The sequence below is a fragment of the Streptomyces dysideae genome (assembly GCF_001514305.1).
GTDB lineage: Bacteria > Actinomycetota > Actinomycetes > Streptomycetales > Streptomycetaceae > Streptomyces > Streptomyces dysideae.
On the sequence record NZ_KQ949107.1, the window covers coordinates 81,141 to 104,811 of the forward strand.

20 protein-coding genes, 1 other RNA gene and 1 pseudogene are annotated in these 23,671 nt (G+C 70.1%); 8 read left to right on the forward strand and 14 right to left on the reverse strand.

What is annotated here, in order from left to right; genetic code table 11:
• The first annotated feature begins 11 nt into the window (after positions 1-11).
• The 3 genes from AQJ91_RS37080 (at position 12) to AQJ91_RS37090 (ending at position 2,164) form a co-directional block, all read left to right on the forward strand.
• A complete protein-coding gene (locus AQJ91_RS37080; protein ID WP_234383266.1) occupies positions 12-713 on the forward strand; it encodes a superoxide dismutase family protein in 702 nt (233 codons plus the stop codon).
• On the forward strand, positions 692-1,282 hold the full coding sequence (locus AQJ91_RS37085) for a copper resistance CopC family protein (protein ID WP_067030701.1): 591 nt from the start codon (positions 692-694) through the stop codon (positions 1,280-1,282). The genes AQJ91_RS37080 and AQJ91_RS37085 overlap by 22 nt, the downstream gene beginning before the upstream one ends.
• Positions 1,283-1,627: 345 nt before the next feature.
• Complete coding sequence (locus AQJ91_RS37090) at positions 1,628-2,164, forward strand: hypothetical protein (RefSeq protein WP_067030852.1); 537 nt, start codon at positions 1,628-1,630, stop codon at positions 2,162-2,164.
• An 86-nt stretch (positions 2,165-2,250) separates the two neighbouring features.
• On the opposite strand, the gene AQJ91_RS37095 is transcribed toward AQJ91_RS37090, so the two are convergent.
• The 9 genes from AQJ91_RS37095 to AQJ91_RS37135 all read right to left on the reverse strand — a co-directional run bounded on the left by AQJ91_RS37095 (position 2,251) and on the right by AQJ91_RS37135 (position 9,483).
• Positions 2,251-2,559: a hypothetical protein gene (locus AQJ91_RS37095; protein ID WP_067030704.1), complete on the reverse strand. Its 309-nt coding sequence runs from the start codon at positions 2,557-2,559 to the stop codon at positions 2,251-2,253.
• Between the two features lie 19 nt (positions 2,560-2,578).
• Positions 2,579-4,231: a sensor histidine kinase gene (locus AQJ91_RS37100; RefSeq protein WP_067030706.1), complete on the reverse strand. Its 1,653-nt coding sequence runs from the start codon at positions 4,229-4,231 to the stop codon at positions 2,579-2,581.
• Positions 4,224-4,922: a response regulator transcription factor gene (locus AQJ91_RS37105; RefSeq protein ID WP_067030709.1), complete on the reverse strand. Its 699-nt coding sequence runs from the start codon at positions 4,920-4,922 to the stop codon at positions 4,224-4,226. Before AQJ91_RS37105 ends, AQJ91_RS37100 begins: the two co-directional genes overlap by 8 nt.
• 244 nt (positions 4,923-5,166) lie before the next feature.
• On the reverse strand, positions 5,167-5,688 hold the full coding sequence (locus tag AQJ91_RS37110) for a hypothetical protein (RefSeq protein ID WP_407696982.1): 522 nt from the start codon (positions 5,686-5,688) through the stop codon (positions 5,167-5,169).
• A gap of 143 nt (positions 5,689-5,831) precedes the next feature.
• Positions 5,832-7,304, reverse strand: a complete 1,473-nt coding sequence (locus AQJ91_RS37115; RefSeq protein WP_067030711.1) for a SulP family inorganic anion transporter — start codon at positions 7,302-7,304, stop codon at positions 5,832-5,834.
• Between the two features lie 84 nt (positions 7,305-7,388).
• Positions 7,389-7,997, reverse strand: a complete 609-nt coding sequence (locus AQJ91_RS37120; protein ID WP_067030713.1) for a carbonic anhydrase — start codon at positions 7,995-7,997, stop codon at positions 7,389-7,391.
• Between the two features lie 171 nt (positions 7,998-8,168).
• The gene (locus tag AQJ91_RS37125) at positions 8,169-8,546 is read right to left on the reverse strand and encodes a hypothetical protein (RefSeq protein WP_159054737.1); all 378 of its coding nucleotides are present in this window, start codon (positions 8,544-8,546) and stop codon (positions 8,169-8,171) included.
• A 203-nt stretch (positions 8,547-8,749) separates the two neighbouring features.
• The gene (locus AQJ91_RS37130) at positions 8,750-8,971 is read right to left on the reverse strand and encodes a hypothetical protein (protein WP_067030717.1); all 222 of its coding nucleotides are present in this window, start codon (positions 8,969-8,971) and stop codon (positions 8,750-8,752) included.
• A gap of 89 nt (positions 8,972-9,060) precedes the next feature.
• Positions 9,061-9,483, reverse strand: a complete 423-nt coding sequence (locus tag AQJ91_RS37135; protein WP_067030719.1) for a hypothetical protein — start codon at positions 9,481-9,483, stop codon at positions 9,061-9,063.
• An 814-nt stretch (positions 9,484-10,297) separates the two neighbouring features.
• On the opposite strand from AQJ91_RS37135, the gene AQJ91_RS37140 reads away from it, so the two are divergent.
• From AQJ91_RS37140 to AQJ91_RS37160, 5 genes are all read left to right on the forward strand, one after another.
• A complete protein-coding gene (locus AQJ91_RS37140; protein ID WP_067030721.1) occupies positions 10,298-11,443 on the forward strand; it encodes a PLP-dependent cysteine synthase family protein in 1,146 nt (381 codons plus the stop codon).
• Complete coding sequence (locus AQJ91_RS37145; protein ID WP_067030724.1) at positions 11,440-12,693, forward strand: MFS transporter; 1,254 nt, start codon at positions 11,440-11,442, stop codon at positions 12,691-12,693. The genes AQJ91_RS37140 and AQJ91_RS37145 overlap by 4 nt, the downstream gene beginning before the upstream one ends.
• A gap of 1,247 nt (positions 12,694-13,940) precedes the next feature.
• On the forward strand, positions 13,941-14,657 hold the full coding sequence (locus AQJ91_RS37150) for an antitoxin VbhA family protein (protein WP_067030727.1): 717 nt from the start codon (positions 13,941-13,943) through the stop codon (positions 14,655-14,657).
• Positions 14,654-15,223 (forward strand): Fic/DOC family protein, encoded by a 570-nt coding sequence (locus tag AQJ91_RS37155; RefSeq protein WP_067030730.1) that lies wholly within the window; start codon positions 14,654-14,656, stop codon positions 15,221-15,223. The genes AQJ91_RS37150 and AQJ91_RS37155 overlap by 4 nt, the downstream gene beginning before the upstream one ends.
• Positions 15,224-15,844: 621 nt before the next feature.
• Complete coding sequence (locus AQJ91_RS37160; protein WP_067030733.1) at positions 15,845-16,315, forward strand: hypothetical protein; 471 nt, start codon at positions 15,845-15,847, stop codon at positions 16,313-16,315.
• A 25-nt stretch (positions 16,316-16,340) separates the two neighbouring features.
• Here the strand turns inward: AQJ91_RS37160 and AQJ91_RS37165 are convergent, their stop codons facing one another.
• The 5 genes and pseudogenes from AQJ91_RS37165 to AQJ91_RS37185 all read right to left on the reverse strand — a co-directional run bounded on the left by AQJ91_RS37165 (position 16,341) and on the right by AQJ91_RS37185 (position 23,643).
• A complete protein-coding gene (locus AQJ91_RS37165; protein ID WP_067030736.1) occupies positions 16,341-20,111 on the reverse strand; it encodes an NACHT domain-containing protein in 3,771 nt (1,256 codons plus the stop codon).
• Positions 20,112-20,158: 47 nt separating this feature from the next.
• Positions 20,159-20,959 (reverse strand): serine/threonine protein kinase, encoded by an 801-nt coding sequence (locus AQJ91_RS37170; RefSeq protein ID WP_067030739.1) that lies wholly within the window; start codon positions 20,957-20,959, stop codon positions 20,159-20,161.
• 540 nt (positions 20,960-21,499) lie between these two features.
• An RNA gene (gene rnpB, locus AQJ91_RS37175) (RNase P RNA component class A) lies at positions 21,500-21,901 on the reverse strand.
• Positions 21,902-22,016: 115 nt separating this feature from the next.
• A pseudogene (locus AQJ91_RS58540) lies at positions 22,017-22,799 on the reverse strand (DMT family transporter); the annotation flags it as partial.
• 19 nt (positions 22,800-22,818) lie between these two features.
• Complete coding sequence (locus tag AQJ91_RS37185) at positions 22,819-23,643, reverse strand: AraC family transcriptional regulator (RefSeq protein WP_067030745.1); 825 nt, start codon at positions 23,641-23,643, stop codon at positions 22,819-22,821.
• Between the last annotated feature and the right edge of the window lie 28 nt (positions 23,644-23,671).

The following is a 23,671-nucleotide window of genomic DNA, read 5'->3' on the forward strand; positions in this document are numbered from 1 at the left end:
TCGGGAGTTCCATGTCCACGTACCACCCCACATCCGGCCGCCCGCCGCTGCGTGACACCGCGTCAGCGGTACGGCCGGTGATGCCCGAACCCGACCGGCCCGCTGGTGTCTTCAGCCGCCCGCGTGCCCGTCTCGCCGTCGCCTGCGTCACGGCGGTGGCGACGGCTGCCCTGCTGTCCGGCTGCGGCGGCGACTCCTCCGGGAACACGTCGAACGCGTCCGCCGACGCGGTGGCGTCCGCGTCCCCCTCCGCGAACATGACCGAGATGGACGGCATGGCGATGGGCGACCCGTCGGCCACCCCCGCCGACAAGATCCCCGGCGCCGACGTGGTGAAGGGCGCGTTCAGGCTGCTCGACACCCGCCCGCCCGGCATGGACGACGTCAAGGGCACGGCCTGGCTGGCCCAGGGGCCCAAGGGCACCACGGTGACGGTGTCCCTGACGGGCCTGAAGCCGGGCGAGGAGTACATGTCGCATCTGCACGCCTCGCCGTGCTCCGCCGACAACGGCGGGGAGCACTTCCAGTTCGAGAAGGGCGGTGCCACCACCCCGCCGAACGAGGTGCACCTGATGTTCACCGCCGACAAGTCGGGGATGGGCATGACGACGGTGAACAACAGCCGTAAGACCGGCAAGGACGCGGCCGCCATCGTGGTCCACCCCCAGAAGGCGATGGACAACCGGATAGCATGCGCGGACTTCGACTTCTGAGGGCGTCGGCCGCCCTGCTGGGATGCCTGTGCGTGCTGTTGCTGTTCGGTGGCACGCCCGCGTACGCCCACACCGCGCTGAAGGACGCGACACCCGGACCCGGCGCCGAGGTCGCCCCCGGTGCCGACGTCATCGCGCTGACCTTCGGTCGGCTCCAGTCCGGCACCACACCGAAGCTCGGCCTGACCGGACCCGACGGCACCGCCGTGCCCGTCGGGCAGCCCGCCGTGGCCGACGACTCCGTCGCCTGCGCCGCCGTCACCCCGCTGCGCACGGGCGTCCACACCCTCACCTACACCGTCACCTCCGCCGACGGCGACACCCAGAGCAGCGCCTTCCAGTTCGAGGTCGCCGACGGCGCCGAGCCCGTCGCCGCCCCGTCCCCCTGCCAGGGCCTGAGCCTGCCTGCACCGGACGTGGACGGCGGGAGCAGCACGATCCTGGGGCTCGACCGCACCACGGCGCTGATCGTCCTGGCGGCGGCCACCGTGGCCGTGGGCGGCGGGGTCCTCACCGCACGCACGATGCGCGGGGCTCGGTCGGCGGGGAGAAAGGGGGCCGCCGTGTGACACCGGCGCCTCGCGCGCCTCGGGCACGCTCACTGGGCACGGCCTGAGCACAGCCCCACGCACGACCTGACACAGCACACGACCTGAGCAATCGAGAGGGGCGCCTTCGAAGCGATCTGACAGGACATGTCGCGGCAGCGGCCCGGTCCGGCCGAACCGCCGGGCCGGGCCCACGCGTTCCGGCGACCCGATGGCCTGCCGGATCCGTGGCGGCGGTCAGTCTTCGCTCATCTCCTCGAAGGCGCCGTGCCAGCCGTGGTACCAGACCTGTCCGCTGGTGGCGTTGACGGACAGCATGCCGGTGATCTTTCCGTGGTCGAGGGTGTGCAGGGTGTAGTAGCCGCCGTGTGGTTCGCCGTTGCCGGCTCGGTCCTCGGCCTCGCTCTCCTCGGCCTCGCTCTCCTCGCGGCGCTCGGCCTCGGCGCTTATACCGTGTACCGCATGTCCGATCCTGCGGACACCCTGGACATCGGTATCAGGATCGACGGCTCACGGATCTCGGTGAAGGCGCCCGTCTGCCCCACGGACCTGGTGGAACGGGTCGAGGTGTTCGACGGCAGGTCGGAAGAACCGCTCTGGCAGGCCACTGGTCCGAAGACCCCCGAGGCGCGACGCGGCACGATAACCCTCTGGCAGAAGGCCGACTTCCTCAGCTCGAAGCCGGAGGCCGGGCCTCGCCGGTTGCCGAAGGAACTCGATGTCTCCATCGAGTATGCCGGTGTGGACGATGGCACCGGGAATGTGTTCAGCGTCTCCGAAGTCGCGGCTGCCCATGTGCCCGAAGGGCAGTACTGGACCGACCACGGACCCATGACCGCCCAGGACATCGACGATCAACTCAAGTGCTCATCTGCCGGGGAATCGCCCTCTCGACTGCAGTGACCGGGCGCATCGGCCCGGGGCCCGGGCCCTCCCCTCGTACGGTGCGGCCGCCCGTTCCCCCGGGCGGCCGTCAGTCGGGTCGCGGTTCACCGATCGCTGCCGTCGTCGCAGCCCTCGCCCCGCGCGTGGTGCTCGTACCGGTAGACGTGGGTGCCGTTCCCCTGGTCGTGCCGGCAGTCGTCGCGGGATGTGGTGCGGGTGTCGTAATACGAGCAGTCGTCGCGGTCCGTGGGGGTCGTGGCGTGCCCGGGCCGGGTGACCTGGCTCGTCGGGCTGGGCGGCGCGGGGTGGTTCCCGCTGTCGCCTGCGGCGAAGGCCAGTCCGCCGGTCAGGGCCAGTGCGGGTGCCAGGATCGTCGCGGTGAGGACGGCCCGCTTGCTCCTCGTGTTCCTCATTCTGATCGCCTCCTCCTGCTTACGACTTCACGCTAGGAGGCGGCTGTGAAGGACCGGTGAGGAAGCGGTTGGGTGGCGATGTGGCCTCAAGGGGCAGGCGGACGGTGAAGGCGGCGCCGTGGTCCGGCTCGCTGTCGACCTCGGTGCTGCCGCCGTGGGCTGCGACCAGCTCGTGCACCACCGCCAGGCCGATGCCCGAGCCTGCGGCGCGGGCGGTGCGGCCGCGGAAGAACCGGTCGAAGACATGGGGCAGCTCGTCGGCGGGGATGCCCGGCCCGGAGTCCCGAACCCGCACCACGGCCTGTCCGTCGGCTGTGATGAGTTCCACGCCGACCGTGCCGCCTGCCGGGGTGAACTTCAGCGCGTTGGACAGCACGTTCGCCAGGACCTGCCCGATGCGGACCCGGTCGAGCGGGGCGGTGACCGGCTCCAGACGGGTGTGCAGCTCGATCCCGGCGCCTTGAAAGAGGCCGGCGAAGTCGCGGACCGACTGCTCGACGAGCTCGTCCAGCGCGACGGGGGCAGGCTGGAGGGAGAATCCGGCGGCGTCGGCCGCGCCGAGGATCTGCAGGTCCGCCACCAGCCGGGTCATCCGCTGCACTTCCTCGTCCAGTGAGGTGAGCGCGGCCGGGCCGGGCTCCAGCACCCCCTCCTGCAGCCCTTCGACCTGGGAGCGCAGGACGGTCAGCGGGGTGCGCAGCTCGTGGGCGACCTCGGCGGCGAACGCCTGCCTCAGCCGTTCGGCGCCCTCGGCGGCATCCGCCATGGTGTTGAACGCCCGGCTCATCTCCCCGAACTCATCCGCCCGCCGCACATCGAGGCGGGCGTGGCGGTCGCCGGCCGCCAGTGCCCGGGCGGCCGTGGTGACCTGCCGAACCGGGCGGGTCGTCCGGCGGGCGAAGAACGTGCCCAGGGCGAGGGAGAGCAGCGCCCCAGCTCCTGCGGCGATCAGCACCAGGTGGACCACCCGGGTGCGGAAGGCGACGGCCTCGGGCAGCGAGTTGACCTCGGGCAGTCGCACCAGGGCGGTGCCGACGGTCGTGCCGCCGACCACGATGGGCAGCCGCTGGGCGGGACCGAGTCCGTCCGGGCCGGTGCTGTCACTCGGTTGCGGCGTGACGTCGGCCGCCGGGCGCACCGTCGCCGCCCCGGAAGCGCGCCAGGCCGCGGCGTCCGGCTTGCCCCCGTGATGGTCCTCCGAGGAGCCTGCCGTGTCATCGTCCCCGGAGCCCCCCGACTCGCAGTGCTGCCAGGACCCGCAGGCGCCCTGTCCGGAGCCGCCAGGGTCATCGTCCTCTGCGTGGTCGTCGACCCACGGGTCGTTCCAGCGCATCCGGGCACCGTCCCACTCCCAGACGTCGTGTCCGGAGGAGGTGAGGATGCGCACCGTGCCGGAGCCGGTCGCCGCGGCCAGGCTCTGAAGGCCACTCAGGTCCCATTTCTGGCTTCCGGCGTACGAGCTGGCGGCTGCCGCGGTGATGCCAGTGACCTGGGCGTTCTGCTGCTGGTCGACGTACTGCCGCAGCCGGGAGGCGAAGGCGGTGTTCACCGCCACGGCCGTGACGGTGCCGCCCACCAGGGCCACCAGGGCGAAGGCGACGGCCAGCCGCAGCGCGAACGAGCGGGCCAGCGGACCGCGCAGCCACGTCGGAGGCGCCAGGCGGCTAGGCATCGGGCCGCGCCCCGACCTTGTAGCCGACGCCCGGAACGGTCACCACCCAGCGCGGGGCCCTGGGATCGTCGTGCAGCTTGGCGCGCAGGTTCTTCACGTGCACGTCGGCGGTGCGCTCGTAGCCCTCATAGTCGTAGCCGTGCACCCGGGCCACCAGTTCGCGGCGGGAGAAGACCCGCCCCGCCGTGGTCGCCAGCGCCGCGAGCAGGTCGAACTCGCTGCGGGTGAGGGCGACCTGCGCGCCGTCCAGACGCACCTCGCGGCCCGACGGGTCGATGACCAGACGGCCGCCGTCGAACGACAGCCGGCCCTCCGTCCCGCCTGGCCGGGCCCGGCGCAGCACCGCGTCCACCCGGGCCACCAGTTCCCTGGGGCTGAAGGGCTTGACCACGTAGTCGTCGGCCCCCAGTTGCAGCCCCGCGACCCGGTCCGCCTCACCGGCCTTCGCGGTCAGCATGATGATCGGGACCTGGGAGATCTCCCGCAGCGAGCGGGCCACCTCCTCCCCGGCGAGATCGGGCAGCATCAGGTCGAGCACCACCAGGTCCGGCTTGAGCCGCAGCGCCACATCCAGAGCCTCCTGCCCGGTGCCGGCCTGCAGCACGGCGTACCGCTGCCGCTCCAGGAACGCCCGCACCATGTCCCGGATCTTGCGCTCGTCGTCGACCACGAGCACGGTCGCCCTTCCCATGGCGCACCTCCCGCACCGGGATGGCTGTCAGCGCCAGCCTCCGCCCGGCGGGGGCAGCCGCCCAAGGGGCCAACGGTCCTCGTGGGAGGGGCCGACGCGCCCTGGTTCCGTCCCGAAGGGGCCTGCCGGCCGGAGCGGGGCCGACCGTGCCGGACACCGACCGGGAGAAGCCGAAGACGGCGGATGCCGGACTCGTCGTATCAGCGGGGATGCACCCGTGCGACTGTGGGAGACGGGGCTGCCGCTACGACGTGCTCGGGGCAGGGGCCGGGCCCATGCCCCGCAGCTGCTGGATGGTTCCGCCGAGCTTGGTCTGGAACTCCTCCAGCATCTCCGGCTCTTTCGCGCTGACGATCCAGCGCGAACCGACCAGGTACTTGCCCCCGTACATGGCGGCGGAGTCCAGCCAGGTCTGCTTGTACTGCTCCTCCGGGAAGGTGGTGATGAGGTAGTCGACCTTCGGTGTGTGGCAGAGGCCCTGGCGCAGTTCGTCCGCCTCGATGCGAGTCTTGGCCTTGCAGCCGGTCAGACTGGCGATCACCTCGACCTTCGCCGGTGCCACGACACCGGCCGCCGGGGCGGCGGAGATCTTCGACGGATCGCTGTTCACTGCGGCGTCGCCCGCACCGCCACTGCACGCCGTGGCCAGGGGTGCAAGGGCCAGACCTGCGGCGAGCACGGTGCCGCGTATCCGGCGGGCGGCGGGCAGGGTCCGGCCGGTGCGTCCTGGCCGCGGCTGCTGTGACTGCTCGGGGTGCTGTCGCACGTGCCTCTCCGTCTCCGGGGTGTTCCTGTCCGCGTCGGCGGCCAGGCATACGACAAGGGGTACGGGTGAACGCCCATGACCGTTCATCCGTATGGGAGCGGGAGCCCGTGGGACGGCCGGGACCCCGCCCCACGGGTCCGGGCTCATGTCCAGGCGCGTGCGGGCTCCGGCTGAACGGTGTGCGCGTTGTGCTGGTCGGCCCAGTGCTGCAGGGCGTTCATGCAGGCGTGGTCGAGGTGCCGCAGTCCGGCGAGGTTGAGCTCGACCTGCCGGTCGGCGGGCAGCTGCTCCAGGGCGTCGAGGATGCGCGGAAGGCGCAGGAAGGTCGCGTGCCCGCGGATGACGACCCGCACTGCGTCCTCGCCGGCGTCGTCCACGTCGATGTGGACGCGCGAGGTCTCCCAGGCCGCTTTCACCACCGCCAGCAGCAGTCCGATCAGGACGCCCTCGAACATGTTGGTGACCAGGATCGCCCCTGCGGTGATCACCAGCACCACGGCCTCGCCCCGGTGGTCGCGCCACAGCGGCCGCAGCTCCTTGAGCGGCAGCAGCTTGAACCCGGCGTGGATGAGCACTCCGGCGAGCGCCGCAGTCGGGATCAGTGCGAGGGCGTCGGGCAGCAGCGTGGCGAACAGCAGCAGCCACACGCCGTGCAGGACGCGGGAGACCTTGGTCTTCGCGCCGGCCTGGACGTTGGCGGCGCTGCGGACGATCACCGCGGTCATCGGCAGGGCGCCGAGCAGCCCGCACAGGGTGTTGCCCGCGCCCTGCGCCATCAGCTCCTTGTCGTAGTCGGTCTTCGGCCCGCTGTGCAGGCGGTCGACCGCTGCGGCGCTGAACAACGACTCGGCGGAGGCGATGAGGGTAAACGCGACGATGGTGGTCAGAAGTCCGGCGTCGGCCAGCTGGCCGAAGTCGCCCACGCCGGGCGGCTGAATGGCCTCCAGCAGGCCGCTGACCTGCACCCGGGCGATGGGCAGGTCGAAGGCGGCGGTGGCGAGGGTCGCCGCGCCGACCGCGACGAGCGGGCCGGGCAGCAGGCGCGCCTTGCCGGGCAGCCTCTTCCACAGCGCCATCACGGCAACGGTTCCGGTGCCGATACCGACGGCGGTCAGGGCCGGGCCCGAGGCGAGGACCTCGGCGACCAGCCGGGGCAGAGCGGCGACGTTCGAGGTGCCGCTGCCCGGGGCCTTGAGGTCGGCGAGCGCGTAGACCTGTCCGGCGATCAGGACGAGCCCGATGCCGGCGAGCATGCCGTGCACGACGGACAGTGAGATGGCACGGAAGATCCGGCCCAACCGCAGAGCTCCGAGGGCGAGTTGGAGCAGCCCTGCGAGCAGGACGATGACGCCCAGGGCGGACAGTCCGTAGTCCTGCACGGCGGTGAGGACCAGCACGGTCAGGCCGGCCGCCGGGCCGCTGACCTGGAGGCTGCTGCCGGGCAGCAGCCCGGTGACCAGGCCGCCGACAATGCCGGTGATCAGGCCGAGTTCGGCCGGAACACCGGAGGCGACCGCGACGCCCACGCACAGCGGCAGGGCGACGAGGAAGACGACCAGGGAGGACGTGAAGTCGGTACGCAATGCGGACCGAAGGAACGAAAGGGGTGGGGTCATGGCGTTCTCTCTGTGGGGAAGGAACGTCGCGTCACAGGCGACCGGACGAGACGGGGGTGTGTGCGGGGCCGTGGTCCGGTCGGCTCACAAGGGCTTGAAGGCGCGGGTGCCCGGCATGGCGAACAGGGCTTCACCGGTCTCGACCGTGTAGTACCAGCCGTGCAGACGCAGCCGCCCCGACGAGATGCGGAGAGCGATGAACGGGTAGCTGCGCAGGTGGTCGAGCTGGGTGAGCACGTTGTGCTGGGCCACCGCGGTGGGGTACTCGCCCAATCCTTGGAGCTGCCATGGCTCGTCGGCGCGGGGGCGGTGTCCGGCCCGGGACAGCCAGCGGCGCACCAGCGGCATCGTCTGAATGCTCTGCTCGCGGATCAGACCCTGTACGGCGCCGCAGTGCGAGTGGCCGCACACGACGACGTCGGGCACCCGCAGGGCCTGGACGGCGAATTCGAGGGATCCGGCGACGGCGCAGGCGACCTGCCCGCGGTAGGGCGGCACGATGTTGCCCGCGGTGCGCAGCTCGAACAGGTCACCGGGGCGGGCGCCGGTGAACATGGCGGGGATGACGCGGGAGTCGGAGCAGGAGATGAACAACGCCTGGGGCTGCTGGCCCCGGGCCAGCCGGGCGAACTCCTCCCGCTGGTCGGCGATCTTCGTGGGGAACGTACGGGCGTGCTCGATGAGGGTGTGCATGGATATCGGCCTCGTGACTCTTCGTGGGGCTCGCAGGGCGAAAGGGAGCGAAGAGTGCGTGCTGCCCGGGCCCGGGCAGGCGTCAACCTGCCACGGCGGGTGCCCGGTTGGGCGCCGCGTCCCGCGGCGGCGGTACCGCATGCGGGAAGGGCGCGCACAGCACGCCGCCGATCAGCAGCGGAAGACCTGCAAAGCGGTGGAGTCGGGCGCAGGGCCGGCGCCCGGGTTCCGCGCGTCTCTCGCGGTGCGGGAACGCGAGGTGCCGGACAGCGCGGCGACGGATGTGATCACCGCGTCAGCGGCGAGCGACGGAGCCTCGACGAGGTGGCCCGTCCGCGGTGGCAGGGCAAGCGCCTCGGCCTCCGCCTCGTGGTGCTGCGCGCCGGTGCCGACGTGCGGCCCGGCGGACACGGAACCCGATGCTTTGCGGGACTCCGATTCGATTGCGGGTGCCATGGCGGACACCACACTCGAAGCAGCCGAGGGATGGTGCGGCGTACCGAAGTGCAGCAGCACGGCAGCGGCCAGCAACACGACGGCTGCCGCCATGCGCCGCATCACCACTGGACCCCCGGTGCTTCGCTCGTGCCGACGCTGAAACGTTACCAGTCTGCGGCTCTTGGACATGCTGAACTCCCAAGCGGAGAAGGTGACATGAGAAACACCGGCGCTCGCGTTGCAGCAGCAATCAACCGGTTCGGTGGAGCTTGCCGGATGTAGGGAGCCGGTGAGGATCCGGCGGCAGGTGGGCGCTATCCGCAGATGGCGGTGCGGCGGCGCAGGACCGCGGCGGCCCGTGCACGCAGGCGCCGCCGGGTGGGCACTGGCGAGGCCGCCACGGTCGTGGGCTTCGGTGCGACAGGCTCGTCGGGCGCCGAGGCTTTCTGCGCCGGCGGGCAGATGGTGGGGGTGTGCGTACGGGCGATCTCGGCGCGTACGAGTGCGCCGACGGCGGCGTATACGTCCATGGGCATGGCCAGGCTCCTGCGGTGCTACGGGTGAATTGAGCGGACAGACCGGCGGGCTACCCGCGCGAAGGGCAGGGGCGGGCGGCCGGTTCCGCTCAGCAGCGCAGGACGAGTGATCCGGAGGGCGCGCCGGGGAGGGATACGCCTCCCGCGGCGGGCGACACGTCGTCCGGTGATGCGGCCCGGGGCACGACGGGCGTACTGCCGGACGCCGCCGACGCATGGGAGAGGTCCGCGAGCGCGCGTGGCCCATAGGCCGACGCGCCGCAGGACTGCACGGCGGCGCCGTCGTGGTGGCCGCCTGCGCCCGCCCCGGTCACGACCTCGGCCACCGCCGACTGGCAGTCGTGCGCGGTTGCGGCGGCGGCACGCAACCGGCAACCATCCAGGTCGAGCGCGGACAGGTGTGCCGGGCCGGAGCTGAACGCGGCGTGCAGCAGGGCCAGGAGCGCGAGCAGCACGACAGCACCCAGGCCGCGCGTTGCCGCGCGGGAGGCTGTGCTGGGGACGTGCCGCATCCGGATCTCCTTGTGGACTCCCGCTCAGGAAACCTCCGGAGACCGGACGGCGCGGCGCGGATGCGGCCGATCGGGACCGGGGTTCACCCGATGTGGTGATCGGCGGCGACGGAAGGTGCCAGCACGGATGTCCGCCCCAGGCCCCCGGCCAGTCATGGGTAGCGCGGGAATTTCGCGATCGCACAGCGGACCGGAGGCGCGTGGAGTGGCCGCCTTTGACAAGAACCTTACGTACTCAGTTGATTACCCCTTGCGTTCATGCGGGCTGGGTCGATCTCTCGAAACAGCCGCTCCGTGGCACGCACCGGAGCGGTGCTCCTGGTGTTGCTCGCCGCGCTTGTGCATGTCCTGGACTGTGCACACGGTCCGACAGCAACCCCGGCCATGCGGGCCGACACACTAGTGTTCACGTCCTCCGCGAGCTGCGGCCAGGCGCCGCAGCGCGGGCAGCAGGCGACAGGCCGGCAGGCGGATCCCGCACACAGCAGCAGTGTGCACTGCGGACTGGACGAGCCGACAGTTAAGCCGCCACGTGCTGTCGCCCTGACCGCGCCCGCGGTCCACGCCGTCCCGGCCGCCGAAGACCTCGGCCCCCAGCCGACGCCCTCATCTCCAGTCCCTCAACGCTCGCCGCCTGCGTCGCTCGCGTCATCCGCCGGGCAGACGCGGGCCCATCTCGGCGTGTGGCGGACCTGACCGACCGCGCCGCCACGCCCTCGGCACGACGACGGCGCGGCAGCCGATCACCTCCGCCCCTTCCCCCGTCACACGGCCGACGCCCCTCTCGCAGCGTCGGCCGCAGGAGAAGCACGCCATGAACCACCCCACCCGCATTGCCGTTGCCACCTCACCCGCCCAACTGCTCGCCGACGCCAAGCACCCGCTGCACACCCCCGCCGGACTGGTCGGCGACACGCCCGTCCTGTGGATCGGCGAGCCCTTCACCGTCGCCGGGCGCGGCTTCTGGGCCAAGCTCGAAGGCCACAACCCCGGCGGCATCAAGGACCGCACCGCCCTGTACATGGTCCGCGCTGCCCGCGAACGCGGGCACCTGCTGCCCGGCGCCCACATCATCGAATCGACCTCCGGCACCCTCGGCCTCGGACTGGCCCTCGCCGGTGCGACCTACGGCCACCCGGTCACCGTCGTCACCGACCCGGGCATGGAACCCCTGATGACCGGCCTGCTCACCGCGTACGGAGCCGAAATCGACCTCGTCACCACACCCCACCCGGACGGCGGCTGGCAGGAGGCACGCCGCCGGCGCGTCGAGGAACTCCTCGCCGTCCACCCCGACGGGTGGTGCCCGGACCAGTACAACAACCCCGACAACGTCGCCGCCTACGCCCCGCTCACCCACGAACTCCTCGCCCAGCTCGGCCGCATCGACACCCTGGTCGTCTCCGTCGGCACCGGCGGCCACTCCGCCGGCATCGCCTCCGTCCTGCGCGACTACTTCCCCGCCCTGCGGGTCGTGGGTGTGGACACCACCGGGTCGACCATCTTCGGCCAGCCCGCCGCCCCGCGCCTGATGCGGGGCCTGGGCAGCAGCATCTACCCCCGCAACGTCGCCTACGGCCTCTTCGACGAGGTCCACTGGGTCGCCGCGCCCGAGGCGGTGTGGGCGGCCCGCCGCCTGGCCCGCCACCACTACGCCACCGGCGGCTGGAGCGTGGGAGCGGTCGCCCTCGTCGCCCGCTGGCTGGCCCGCACCCTGCCCGCCGAGGACCGGGTCGTCGCTGTCTTCCCCGACGGACCGCAACGCTACGTCGGCACCGTCTTCGACGACACCTACTGCCGTGAGCACCACCTGCTCGGACACCTGCCCCAGGACGAGCCCGACCTCATCGACCACCCGAGCGACCGGACCGTCACCCGCTGGACGCGCTGCACCCGCATCATCGATCCGCTCGCCGGTGGCGGCACCGGCACGGCGCACCTGGCGGGAGCCGCCCGATGAAGCACCTGTGGCGCCAGACCCGCTCCTTCCCGCCCGCCGTACGGCTGCTGATGGCCAACCAGTTCGCCATCAACCTCGCCTTCTACATGCTCATGCCCTACCTGGCCGCCCACCTCTCCGGCCAGCTCGGCCTCGCCGCCTGGGCCGTCGGCCTCGTCCTTGGCGTCCGCAACTTCTCCCAGCAGGGCATGTTCCTCATCGGCGGCACCCTCGCCGACCGCTACGGCTACAAGACCCCGATCATGGCCGGCTGCCTCCTGCGCACCGTCGGCTTCGGCCTGCTCGGCTGGGTCGACAACCTGCCCGCCCTCATCGTCGCCTCCGCCGCCACCGGCTTCGCCGGCGCCCTGTTCAACCCGGCCGTCCGCGCCTACCTCGCCGCCGAGGCCAGCGAGCGCCGCGTGGACGCCTTCGCCACCTTCAACGTCTACTACCAGGCCGGCATGCTGCTTGGCCCGCTGGTCGGACTCGCCCTGCTCGCCGCCGACTTCCGCCTGGTGTGCACCACCGCGGCGGCCATCTTCGCCGCCCTCACCCTGCTGCAGTGGCAGGCACTGCCCGCACGCCACGGCGCAACCACGAGCAGTGACCGCGACAGCGTGCTCGCGCAGTGGCGCGCGGTCGCCGCCAACCGGCCCTTCCTCCTCTTCTCCACCGCGATGATCGGCTCCTACGTCCTGACCTTCCAGGTCTACCTGGCCCTTCCCCTGGCCGCAACCGACGCCCTGGGCAGCAGGGGCACCTGGGCCACCAGCGGCCTGTTCGTGCTCTCCGCCGCCGTCGCTGTCATCGGACAACTGCGCCTGACCAGCTGGGCGAAACAACGCTGGAACCCGGCGCAGGCCCTGGTACGCGGACTGGCCGCGATGGGACTGGCCTTCCTCCCCCTGGCACTCACCCCTCCCGACGCCACCGCCGCCGTCCTCACCGCCCTCGCGGCGGCCGTGGCGCTGCTGGCGGCCGGCAGCGCGGTGGTCTACCCCTTCGAGATGGACACCGTGGTCACCCTCTCCGGCAACCACCTGGTCGCCACCCACTACGGCCTCTACAACACCGTCTCCGGCCTCGGCATCACCCTGGGCAACCTCGCCACCGGCGCCCTGTGGGACTTCGCCGAACGGCACGACGCCCTCTGGCTGACCTGGTGCGCACTGACCGTCACCGGCCTCGCCTGCGCCGCCTCCATCGCCGCACTCGCCCACACCGGACGCCTGACCGCACGAAACGAACCGCAACTCGCCGCCGCCTGAAGCAACGAACAACCCCCCAAGGCGGTCGCAGGGTGCCGCACACACGCGCGGCACCTCCGTAGTACCGAGCACGTCAGCCGACAGCGACCCCGGCCGCGTCGCACCGTTGCGTACGGGCGCGCTGCGAGGCATCGTCGGCGACTCCCACCGTGCCGTCTCATGGGGCGCCACCTGCTCCACCAAAGTGCGCGCACAATCACGGCAGGAAGCCCGGCGTCGTTGGCCACTTCCGCGCTGCGCACAAGCGCCCATGCCCATTCACGGCATTCTTCACCGCTGCACGGGGGTTCAGTCCGGCGCGTCCCGCGACACCCGAGAGGGCGCCATTGGCGGCTGTCTCACCATTCCCGGCCCGGCACGGCTCGCTGGAGGACGCACCATCGGTGCTCAAGTTCAGCCAGAGCAGGCCGGCAAGAGGACACCTCGTACATGAACTTCCGAGTGCATCGGAATCCAAGATGTCTCCTCCAGGACCGCACTGAACCACATTTGACACCCGAAATGCCCGGATATGCCACATGGGTAGCGGACAGAAGCGACGATACCCACAGCCCGGATTCGACCCGGATTCGACCCCGAGAGTTTGTTTAATGAGTAAACATGGCCTCTGACCTGCGGAAATACAGAGCGGCAGACGAGTCGGGCTGTACGCCCACTTTGGGTCAGCCTTGGCGACGATCACACCTCGACCGGCCTGACCAGGTACTTTACATAAGGCGGAGGGTTCGATGCGGCCGCTGGGACTTCTCGGGGACATTCGGCCGAGAGGCTTCAGGCGTGAGGGAGGCGTACGTGCGCCCGAAGGACGTGGCGCCCTCGCCCATTGCCGGCCCTACTCGAATTCGCTCCGTCCACAGGTCTCGACAGGACCAGGATCGCGGCGGCCGGAGCGAGCTCCAACTCTTGGCGGTACACGGCCTGGCCTCAGTGTCCGTGACCTCTTCTACGCTGTCGGCGAAGCAAGCCGTCAGTCAGTACGGCGTTGGGATGCCTCCTCGCCTCAATCAATCCGAACCAGCCATTGAGCGGATGCGCGAGGCTGGGGCGAAGACCCTGGACCCGTACCCGGGCGCGGACAGTTCATGGCACTGCGGCCGTACGCCCTGCGGGACAAAGGCGCGGACTGCTGCCCTCCGGTGCCGCAAGGGGCAGCGCCGCCGCTCCAGGTAGTTTCACATATTGCACTTGGTGCACTTGTTTCATATGGTTGAGGGTGATAGCAGTCACTCAAAACTGAGGACGCACCTATGCCCGTGACCCGCCAGGAACAGAAACCGGCCAAGCAGAAGAAGCACCCCACCGACGACAGTACGACGACCCTCAGCCACGAGATCGAGACCTCCCGCACTCGGAAGAAGGTGCTGCGCAAGCGCCCCACTGAGAACCCGCCCGCACTGCGTGGGACCCAGGCGCAGCGGACGCGGAAGGAGCAGCGCAAACGCAGCGTCGAGGAGGCCGTGCCATGCCTGCGTGACGCCCTCACCAGCAGTGCCGAGACGTTCCACATCACCGTCGCCGAAGCGGGCAAGGTCACCATGGAGGTGCCACGTGAGGCCCTGGCGGTCCTCATGGAGACCATGGCGCTCATTACCTCCGGCCGCGCGGTCGAGGTAATCGCCAAGAGTACGGAGCTGTCCACTATCCAGGCAGCGAAGACCCTCGGCGTTTCCCGGCCGCACCTGGTCAAGCTGCTCGACAAGGGCCTGATCGACTTCCGCATGGTCGGCACCCACCGCCGCGTGGACGTCGCATCCCTAGAGGGCTACCGACGACGCGAACAGAACGAGCAAGCCCAACGTCGCCGAGTGGCGGTCGCCTCCGCCATCGGCTCCACCGAGGCCGAGGGGCTGCGCATCAGCGCAGACACCACCGCCGACCTCGACGCCTACGCACGCGGAGAGCTCGACGCCGCAGCCTTGCGCGCCCGCACCCTCGCCCGCTACACCCGTAAGGCCGCTGAGTGACCGACCCCTACAGCGAGCCCAACGGCGTCCTCCGAAACAGTCTCGGCATCACCGACGCAACCGAGCTCTCCGAGGCCGAAGCGGACATCGCCGCCGTGGAACTCGCCATCCTGGACGCCGAGCCACTGCCTGGCAGCTACGACCTTGCACACCTGCAAGCGTTCCACCGGCAGATCTTCGGCAGCGTGTACCCGTGGGCCGGGGAACTACGAACCATCGAGATCTCCAAGGGCACATCGTTCTGCCCGTCAATCCACATCGTCTCCTTCGCAAAGGACGTGTTCCACAAGCTCGCCGACAACGACCACCTGCAAAGCTTGGACCGCCTGGAGTTCATCCGAGCCCTGGCCGACCTGTACGGCGATGTGAACGCCATCCACCCCTTCCGAGAAGGCAACGGCCGCACCCAGCGCGCCTTCCTCGCCCAACTCGCCCGTGAAGCGGGATACACCATCTCCTGGCAGGACATGGACCAAGAGGAGAACATCGCCGCATCGGTGGCCAGCTTCAACGCGAACAACGACCTACTGGAGCAGATGCTCGACGCCCTGGTACGTCCCGCCTGACTGGCGTCCCCCAGCGGCGCCGTCACCGAGATCGGTCTGCCGGTCACGACCTCTCAGCTCAGTCATCGAAAGCGACGAGTTCCCATACAAGATCGTCCCAGGTTCCTTCCCGGACCGCCCGGGAGGCCGACTCCTTGAGTTCCAGAGCGACCTGAGTGGGCATTTGATGTCGATTCGCGATGACCATTCCGGCAGTCTTCGTCCCCATTTATCACCAATGCGCACAGCCTAAAATGCCCGGAAACTCCCTGCACGTAGGGAGTTTTCGCCCTATTCCTAAACCAGACGGAATCCGAGCGCCATGTGCGAACCAAACGGTCAGCTGGGCCGATGCGCTGAAAGGTATGAACAGGCTATCCGGCGTTAATCACCACAGAAGACGCTACCCACAAAGGGGATGCAGCGTCAGAAACCTTCCCTGAATGCCCACTGAGGGTCCTTAAGGACTTTAGGCCTGAGCCGGGATCCGATGTCCCGCAGAACCCGGCACTGAGCCCTGACGACCCACAGGGTTCCGGTCACCGACTTCCCCAGTGCCCAATTCACTTGGCGGAGCGGTCCGGCGGGTCTCCTGACGGGGCGGTGTTCTCAGCGGCCCGGCCGACGTGGTGTCATCCAGGGATGGAAGCGGTTCTCACAAGTGCTGTAGCCGTCGTCGGGATCCTCCTCGGCGGGTGCTTCAGCTACCTGGTGCAGCACCGGATGACCATCCGGAACGAGCGGTTTGCCCGCTGGCGGTTCGTCCAGGAGGAACGAATGGCGGCGTACAGCGCGTACGCGGCCGCACTCGCGCACTGTCGGCGGGGCGAACTCGACCGCTGGCACCGGGCCCACGAGAATCCTGGCAGTGCGGAGGCGACGGAAGCGCGCGTCGAGTCCTACCGGCTGCGCTCAGTGGCGCGTCAGGAACTCTTCCGGCTCCGGCTCGTCGCCCAGTCGCCCGGCCTCGTCCGGCTGGCCGAGGAGGCGCTGGACCGAGTAAGCGTGATCCACAAGGCTGAGGACGAGCAGGAGTGCCACCGCAGCGGTGACGCTGCCCGCGAGGCAGTCGAGGCCTTTGTTCAGGCGGCTGGGCAGCAGATCGTCTCCTGATCTCGGCCTTTCCGAAGGCGCCCCGCTAATCGCAGTGGCGCAGTTCGTCGCGGATGTAGTCGGCGACTTCGCTCGGACAGCCGGGCAGCGCTAGCAGCCCTGCTGCCCTGCCCTCACGCCGCTTGCCGTCGATGTTCAGGACCGCCTTGGCGATCGCGTACTTGATGCCGGGCGTGAGGTCCGTACGCACGAAGAGGCCGTCCAGCCAGTCCAGTCCCTCCGGGTCACGGTGGCAGACCCCCTTGAGCAGGGTCGCGGCTGTGTTGCGAACCGTGCTGCCCATGATCTGGGATGGCATCGGGGTTAGCAGTTCGGTCAGCAGCCCACGGATTTCCGCACGGCTGAGCCTGGTACCGAGGAGGGCCCCGCACATGGTGGAGACGTCCTGGAGAGCGGCTGAGTACCAGCCGCTCTGCTCCCGCCGCCGTTCACGCTCCGCGGACGGTGCGGTTGATGCCGAGAGCGTGGACGATCCCCCCTCCTTTGGCGGCGCGTCCGGCAGACGACTCCGGGTGATGGCGTACACCTCCATCACCTCGTCCCGCCCGAGCGTCGCGTGCTCGTTTACCCGGATGATCAGTTTCAGGAGGCTTCTGATGAGGTTGGGATCCTCGTCGGTCGCGACCGCCTGCCGCATACGGGCGGTTGCCGTCCCGAGTAGCGGCCTCGCATGCTGGGTGAAGACGGCGTCGACGACGCGGGACCGGTCCAGAAAGATCTGCGTCAACCGCATGACCGCGTCGGTGTGCGGGCTGCGGAACAGTTCGCACAGCCAAGGCGTCAGTTCGTCCCACGGCAGGTCCTCAAGCTCCTGAATGATCTTGACCGCCGTACCCGCCACTGTTTGGCTCTCGCCCTCCAATACGGCGGCCGACAGCCACGCGCGTGCCTTCTTGTCCAGATGTGCGAGCCGGCTCTCCAGCCGAGCCCGGGTCTTAAGGCTCTCGCTGTTACGGCCGTTCGTATCGCTCAGACCGGTGTCCAGCTCACGGAGTCGGTCCGCGACGGCGGCCAGCACCGTCGTGGAGCCACTGTTCACCCATGACTTCAGCATGCTGCGCACTACATGCGGCTTCACCCTCACCGTCTTGAGGTCCTTCAAGATCCGCAGGTGCTCCTCGACCAGGTCGCCCGCCAACACGACCTGGGCCGGCCACACGTTCCTGGGGGCGGCCTCGCGGGCGGCGTCCAGGGCTCTGAGCACGCGCAACCGGGTTGCCAGCGGGAGCGCCGTGTTCTGCAGGCAGTAGGCGACGGAGGACAGGTTCGCGGTGCGACGGGGGTCCTCGAAGCCCAGTGCCAGCAACTGTCCCGCGAGCCAATCGGCGTGATCCGCTGCCAACTGGTTGAGGACGTTGACGTGCCGGGTAATCTCCCCACGGCGTTCGAGGATGTCGCTCACCACGCCCGCACGGACATCCAGATCCGTCGCACCGAGCCGGGCCACCAGCTTGATCTGGGCGTTGTCCCAGTTCTTGGGGAGCTTTGCGGCCAGCAGTTGCCGCCAGGTGGTCCAGCCCCGCTCCCTCCGTACCGTCGGGCACTCCCAGAACAGCCGCATGGTGCGTACGGCGTCGTCGTCGCTGAGCGAGGGCGGGCAGGGGACCGCGAGGACACAACGCGCGAATTCCGCCGTCTGGTCCGCCAGCCGCGGGTCACGAAGATGCACGAGGATCGCCGTCCGGCGTGCGAGGTCGCCCAGGCCCGGATAGGTCTCGCGCAGGACGGTGAGTACCTCCTCCGGCACCTTCTTCCGGTTCTTCCGAGTCGGGTCCGGGGCCAGGTCGAGTTCGAGGTCCTGGTCCACGACGCCCGGGAGCGCGGTCAGCAGGCGGTGCGGATGGTTCTGCCAGACCACCTGACTGGCCGGATCGAGGTGCCGGCGCGCGGCGCAGACCGCCGTCAGGGCCTCCCCCAGGCGGGTCGGCAGCTCCTCCGCCGGTGTACGGGCCAGCAGTCTCGCCAGTGCGTTGGCCACGGGCCCGACAAGCTCGGCCGGATGGTCGCCGACTGCTGCGACCAGTGCTTTGTGCGCGGCGCCCAGATGCCGGGCCGGGGCGTCGCCGAGGTCCAGGGCCACGCTGCGCATCAGGGTCGGGTCGGCACGGACCCGCTTCAGCGCATCGGTGAGGGCGTCCTCCTCGACGCGCCCCAGAGAGGACACGACCTGCGTCCTGGCGGCCACTGTCGTGTCGGCCGGGACACGTGCTGCCAGGTCCCGGTAGTCGTCGTACAGCGTCGCCTGGGAGAGCAGAGAGGTCGTGAGCGGCCACAGGTTGCTGTGCCCGGAGCCGAGCGCCCGTAGCAGTCGGGTGATGGCGACGCTGTGTGTTCCCTGCCTGAGCAGCCAGCGCGAGTGCGCGTACTCGCCGAAGCTCTGGTGGAAGAATTCCCAGTAGGTTTCGCCGTCGAGGACCAGGCCTTCGCTGATGGCCTGCCCCATCCCCTCGGCAAGTGCCTTGTTCTCGTTGATCGCCCTGTCCAGCTCCCCCTTGGGCACCTGGACGCGCAGCACGCCTTCCGGGGTCAGCAGCAGCTCGGCGAGAGCGTAGACCCACTGCTCCTTGTGGGGTGCCGACAGGCCTCCACTGGTCCGCACCCTGGCCTGCCAGTAGTCCGCGAGGAGCTGATTGGTCGTCAGGTCCTCCGGAATGTGGCCGTTGTTCGCGTAGACCTCGCAGGCCATCGCCAGCCGCACGGGCAGTGCGCAGATCCGGCGCAGCGCGCCAGGCACGGCGACTCGCCCCCGGAGGACACTGAGGAACTCCACATCGGACGGAGTCAGCCCGCTGGTTCCCTCGGCGCCCCGCAACAGGTGGCGTTGTGCCCAGTCGACGATCTCGGTCTCCGAGAGCATCGGCATCGGATTCTCGACCAGTCGGCCGGCCAGGCGGGGCGCGCTCTGACCGGGGTACCGCAGATGCCCGCGGTACTCAAGGTCGCGGCAGGTCAGGACGACGTGGCCGATTTCCAGTGCCGCGCCGAGCACCGACGAAAGCCCCGGAAGCGTCCGGGCGTCGAGGACCAGGTCGAGAGTGTCGACGAGCAGTGTGACCGTGCCGTACGCCGCGCGCAGCCGGGTGAGGAGGTCGATGATCCCCTTCCCGCCACCGGGCCGCACGGCCTCGCCGATCGCCCGGTCGGCGCTCTCGAACCCCTGGCACAGGGTGTCCTTCGGTAGCTGCGCGCAGGACAGCAGTGCCACAGCGCCCTTCTCGGTCTCCAACTGCTGCAGCAGTTGCCCGAGCAGCACGCTCTTGCCGATACCGCCGTCACCGGTCAGTGCCAGTACCACTCGCTGCCCGTCGGCATTGATCCCGCCGGACCCGTCTCCGCTCTGTGCGTCCCGCTTTCGCAACGCGGTGTCGAGCAACTCGGCTCGGAGTACCGGTGTGAATCGCTGGGCGTCCAGGCCCGCCCGGTCGGACGCCAGTACCCTCGGCAGTTCCGGCGCGGCCTTGGCCGACCGGGTGTTCCTCTTGGCATCCGCCCGGTCGTGCAGGTCCTTCCAGTATGCCTCGGAGCCCCTGACCCCTGAGATCCGGCCCGTGCCGACGCAGGCCTTCAGCAGACCGCGCACAACTTCGAAGGACGGGGCTTTCGCGACACGCTTCCGCAGAATCGCGGAGATCTGTGTTCTCCCGAGCTTTGCCGCAGGGTGCAATTGGCTCTTCTCGACGAACTGCTCGACGAGTCGGATGGCATCGGACTGCTTCAGCCCCGCGTCCTTCAGCAGACGTCCCAGTTCTTCGCACAGACGGCCGAGGTCGCCCTCCGCCGGTTCAGGTTCCGCCACGAACCGGTTCCCTCCCCGGATGTTCCGACAAGCGTCTGCGATCCACGTTACGCCCAACTCCCGTACCGGCCGACTGTCCTGAGTACACCCGCTGCACTCGGGCAGAACCGCCGATTGGGCTCCAGGCATTTGCGCAGCGTGTCCCGCCAGGGCTCCGGCAGCACCCCTACCTCCGGCCGGCCGCCCATCGTCCGCGTCGAGATCTCCAGTGGCGTGCCCTCGTACGGGAAACGCCCGCCTGCCGCGTAGAGGATCACGGAGGCCAGGCTGAAAAGGTCACGGCGTCGCAGCGAGCCGTCCCCGATCGCGGCCACTCCGAAGTCGATCAGGAAGAGCCGCCCGCCGGGGCCGGTGAGTACATGGCGCGGCTTGATGTCGCCGTGGTGGATCCGTAGCCGGTGGAGTTCGACCACCAACTGACTGATGCTCACCGCGAACTGCCGTAGGTCGGCGCCGTTCAGAGGGCCGTCCGCCCGGATCAGCTCCTCCAGGGACGGCCCAGTCAGGTATTCGCTGCTGGTGTATCGGTGTTCGCCGTCCCAGCCCGCGCTGTACAGCCTGGGGCTGAGTGAGTCGGGGGCCAGCCTCAGCGTCTCGACCTCACGCTCGAATGCCTCGAGCGACCTGCGGTCGTGGCGCCGCTCGGCGCGCAGCACCTTGACCGCGGCACTCTCGCCGCGGTTGTTCCGGCCGAGGTACACGACGGCCTGGCGACCGGCACCGATCCGGCCGAGGAGTTCGAAGCCGCCGACGGAGGTGGGATCCGTCGTCTTCAGCGGTACGGGGCCCACCGGGGTCGGCGTGTTTTGCGGTTCAGTCGGCTCCTCGGAGCCCTGGGAGTTCACCATGCCGGTGACTTTTCCGCACCCGCCCGGCCCGCCGGGGAAGCTCCGGAGACCATTCTCAGAACCCGGCGAAACACCAGTTCAGAGCCCTTTCCGGAGCCTCCGGCGCCGGACGGATCGGCCACCGGAGACCCGGTACCGAGCCCCGGCGGCCCAACCACCGCAGAGGGGAAAGCTGGTGCTGTCCGGGGTCGACCGGTGATTGCCGCCCACTGACCATGTCGGGGGTCGGCGCGGACGAGAACCCCATGAGTTTCTGATCAATAGGTCATGCAGCCGGCGGCGTGGCAGTTGGCACAGCAGTGCATGCATGGCGGAGGAGCAGGAACTCAGGGCGGCCGGACAGCGCCCCCGATGTCGCGAACGGCCAGCTCAGGAGCCCCACTTGTCCCCCCACTCCAGGGACTTTTCAGGGACTTTCAGCTCTGTCCGAGAGACTTCCGAGGGACTTTTTGCCGCCTAACACGGCAAGCTCCTGAAAGATCGGAAAGGTCCTCCGTCGCAGATCAGAGGCCCTTTCCAAGGCAAAGCCGCAGGTGGCGGCAGACGAGTCGGGCTGTACGCCGGGTTCTGTTCCCCAGGCCCCTCGCGGGTCCCGGGGCGACGGCCATCCATCTAGGACCGGCGTTGCCGCCGGTCTCGTGCGGTCTACCCGCGGACTCGGGCGGGCAGCCCTCGAACGTCCGCGCAGAAGCACCGGGGTGCTTCCTTTTGACCTTGCTCCGGGTGGGGTTTACCTAGCTGCCCAGGTCGCCCTGGGCACTGGTGGTCTCTTACACCACCGTTTCACCCTTACCCGGCGCCGGAGCGCCGGGCGGTCTGTTTTCTGTGGCACTGTCCCGCGGGTCACCCCGGGTGGCCGTTAGCCATCACCCTGCCCTGTGGAGCCCGGACGTTCCTCGGGAAGCCCCCTGAGGGACTTCACGCGGCCGCCCGCCCGGCTCGTCTGCCGTGTCGACCATGTTACCGGGCGTGGATCCTTCGCCGGACCGGCCGCCGTCGCCAGTACCGAGCCCGCCAGGATCAGGGCGAAGGCCACGGCGATCCCGGCCGTCAGCTCCTCGTCCAGGAAGAGCGCCCCCGCCGCCACCGCGACCGCCGGATTGACGTACGTGAACACCGTCGCCCGCGTCGGGCCCACCTCCCTGATCAGCTCCAGGAAGGCGACGAAGGCGACCGCCGTGCAGATGACGCCCAGGCCGGCGAGGGCGGCCAGCACCTCCGGGGAGGGGACGTCGGACGGCCGGGTCACCGCGGCCGCGGGGGCGTAGACCAGGGCCGCGAGCGCCAGGCAGGGGGCGGTGAGGTGGAGGGACGGTATGTCCTTCAGGTACCTCGCCGCGATCAGTGGCGCCGTCGCGTATCCCAGTACCGTCAGCAGCACCTCCGCCAGTGAGCGGGCGTCTCCGCCGGTGAGGTGCGGGACCGTCAGGACCCCGACCCCCGCCAGGCCCAGCGCCAGGCCCGACACCCGGCGTACGCCCAGCCGTTCCGTGTCGCCGAAGAAGCGGGCCAGGGCGACGCCGACGATCGGTACGCCCGCGATCAGCAGGCCCGCCGTGGAACTGGACAGATGACGTTCGGCGTCCGTCAGTGTCCACCAGGGGCCGATGATCTCGATGCACGCGAAGGCCAGCATGGGCTTCCAGTGCGCCCGGACGGTCCGGGGCAGGCCCCCTTGCCGTAGCGCGAAGGGCAGCAGGAGCGCGGCGCCCAGCGCGCAGCGTGTGAACACCACCACGGACGGGGACAGCGGGGCGTCCACCGCCACCTTGATCATCAGGTAGGGGATGCCCCAGACCACGCCCATGAGAGCGAACAGGAACCAGCCGCGTGCAGTCATACGGCGACGATGATCCGTCTCATCCCCCGCTGTCTTGAACGCTGTTGCGGTACGCCGCCGGGGTCACGCCCAGCACACGCCGGAACCAGCGGGTGAGGTGGGCCTGGTCCGCGAAGCCGACCAGCGGCGCGACCTCCGCGGGGCGCAGTCCCGTCTCCAGCAGTCCGCGGGCCCTGCCGACCCGGTACTGGGCGAGCCAGGCGTACGGCGGGATCCCCATCGTCGTACGGAAGGCGCGCAGGAGCTGGTAGCGGGACAGGCTCAGGCCGGCGGCGAGGTCGGCGAGGGAGGGCGGGGCGGTGAGCTCGTCGGCGAGGCGGTCCCGTACGGCGTGGGCGATGCGGTCGGCGCCGGGCACGGTGTCGCTCGCCGCGCGGGCCGTGGAGTGGCGGCGGGCGAGGGCCGTGAGCAGCCAGGGGATGCGGGACTCGGCTTCCAGCGGGTCGGGGCAGGCGGCGAGTTCGGTGTGGGTGAGGCGCAGGGCGGCGGCGAGTTCGGGGTCGTCGAGGAGTGGCTCGTGGAAGTGCGGGACGCCGCCGCCGAGGGTTCCGTCGGTCAGCAGCGGGACGTCCGCGTAGAGGGCGCGGTAGGCGTAGCCGTCGGACGCGGCGGGGCGGCCGGTGTGCATCTCACCCGGCGCGAGTACGACGATGGAGCCCGGGCCGGGCCGGATACGGCCACCCCGGTAGTCGATGACCTCACGGCCGCCGACGCACACGCCGATCGTGAATTCGTCGTGGGCGTGCGGGGCGTAGACGTGCCGGTCGAAGCGGGCGGTCAGCAGGTCGAGGCGGGGACCGCCCCGGCCCAGCCGCGCCCGCGTCCACAGTGCCTGCTCGCCCATCCGGCGTCCCCCTTTCCCCGGTACAGGG

Bases quoted from the DNA above. Each gene is read 5' to 3' on its own strand.
- AQJ91_RS37125 (WP_159054737.1), bottom strand. From the start codon at position 8,546: ATGGCGGCAGCCGTCGTGTTGCTGGCCGCTGCCGTGCTGCTGCACTTC.
- AQJ91_RS37140 (WP_067030721.1), top strand. From the start codon at position 10,298: ATGAACCACCCCACCCGCATTGCCGTTGCCACCTCACCCGCCCAACTG.
- AQJ91_RS37105 (WP_067030709.1), bottom strand. From the start codon at position 4,922: ATGGGAAGGGCGACCGTGCTCGTGGTCGACGACGAGCGCAAGATCCGG.
- AQJ91_RS37185 (WP_067030745.1), bottom strand. From the start codon at position 23,643: ATGGGCGAGCAGGCACTGTGGACGCGGGCGCGGCTGGGCCGGGGCGGT.
- AQJ91_RS37080 (WP_234383266.1), top strand. From the start codon at position 12: ATGTCCACGTACCACCCCACATCCGGCCGCCCGCCGCTGCGTGACACC.
- AQJ91_RS37145 (WP_067030724.1), top strand. From the start codon at position 11,440: ATGAAGCACCTGTGGCGCCAGACCCGCTCCTTCCCGCCCGCCGTACGG.
- AQJ91_RS37095 (WP_067030704.1), bottom strand. From the start codon at position 2,559: ATGAGGAACACGAGGAGCAAGCGGGCCGTCCTCACCGCGACGATCCTG.
- AQJ91_RS37170 (WP_067030739.1), bottom strand. From the start codon at position 20,959: ATGGTGAACTCCCAGGGCTCCGAGGAGCCGACTGAACCGCAAAACACG.
- AQJ91_RS37160 (WP_067030733.1), top strand. From the start codon at position 15,845: ATGGAAGCGGTTCTCACAAGTGCTGTAGCCGTCGTCGGGATCCTCCTC.
- AQJ91_RS37115 (WP_067030711.1), bottom strand. From the start codon at position 7,304: ATGACCCCACCCCTTTCGTTCCTTCGGTCCGCATTGCGTACCGACTTC.
- AQJ91_RS37150 (WP_067030727.1), top strand. From the start codon at position 13,941: ATGCCCGTGACCCGCCAGGAACAGAAACCGGCCAAGCAGAAGAAGCAC.
- AQJ91_RS37130 (WP_067030717.1), bottom strand. From the start codon at position 8,971: ATGCCCATGGACGTATACGCCGCCGTCGGCGCACTCGTACGCGCCGAG.
- AQJ91_RS37100 (WP_067030706.1), bottom strand. From the start codon at position 4,231: ATGCCTAGCCGCCTGGCGCCTCCGACGTGGCTGCGCGGTCCGCTGGCC.
- AQJ91_RS37120 (WP_067030713.1), bottom strand. From the start codon at position 7,997: ATGCACACCCTCATCGAGCACGCCCGTACGTTCCCCACGAAGATCGCC.
- AQJ91_RS37135 (WP_067030719.1), bottom strand. From the start codon at position 9,483: ATGCGGCACGTCCCCAGCACAGCCTCCCGCGCGGCAACGCGCGGCCTG.
- AQJ91_RS37085 (WP_067030701.1), top strand. From the start codon at position 692: ATGCGCGGACTTCGACTTCTGAGGGCGTCGGCCGCCCTGCTGGGATGC.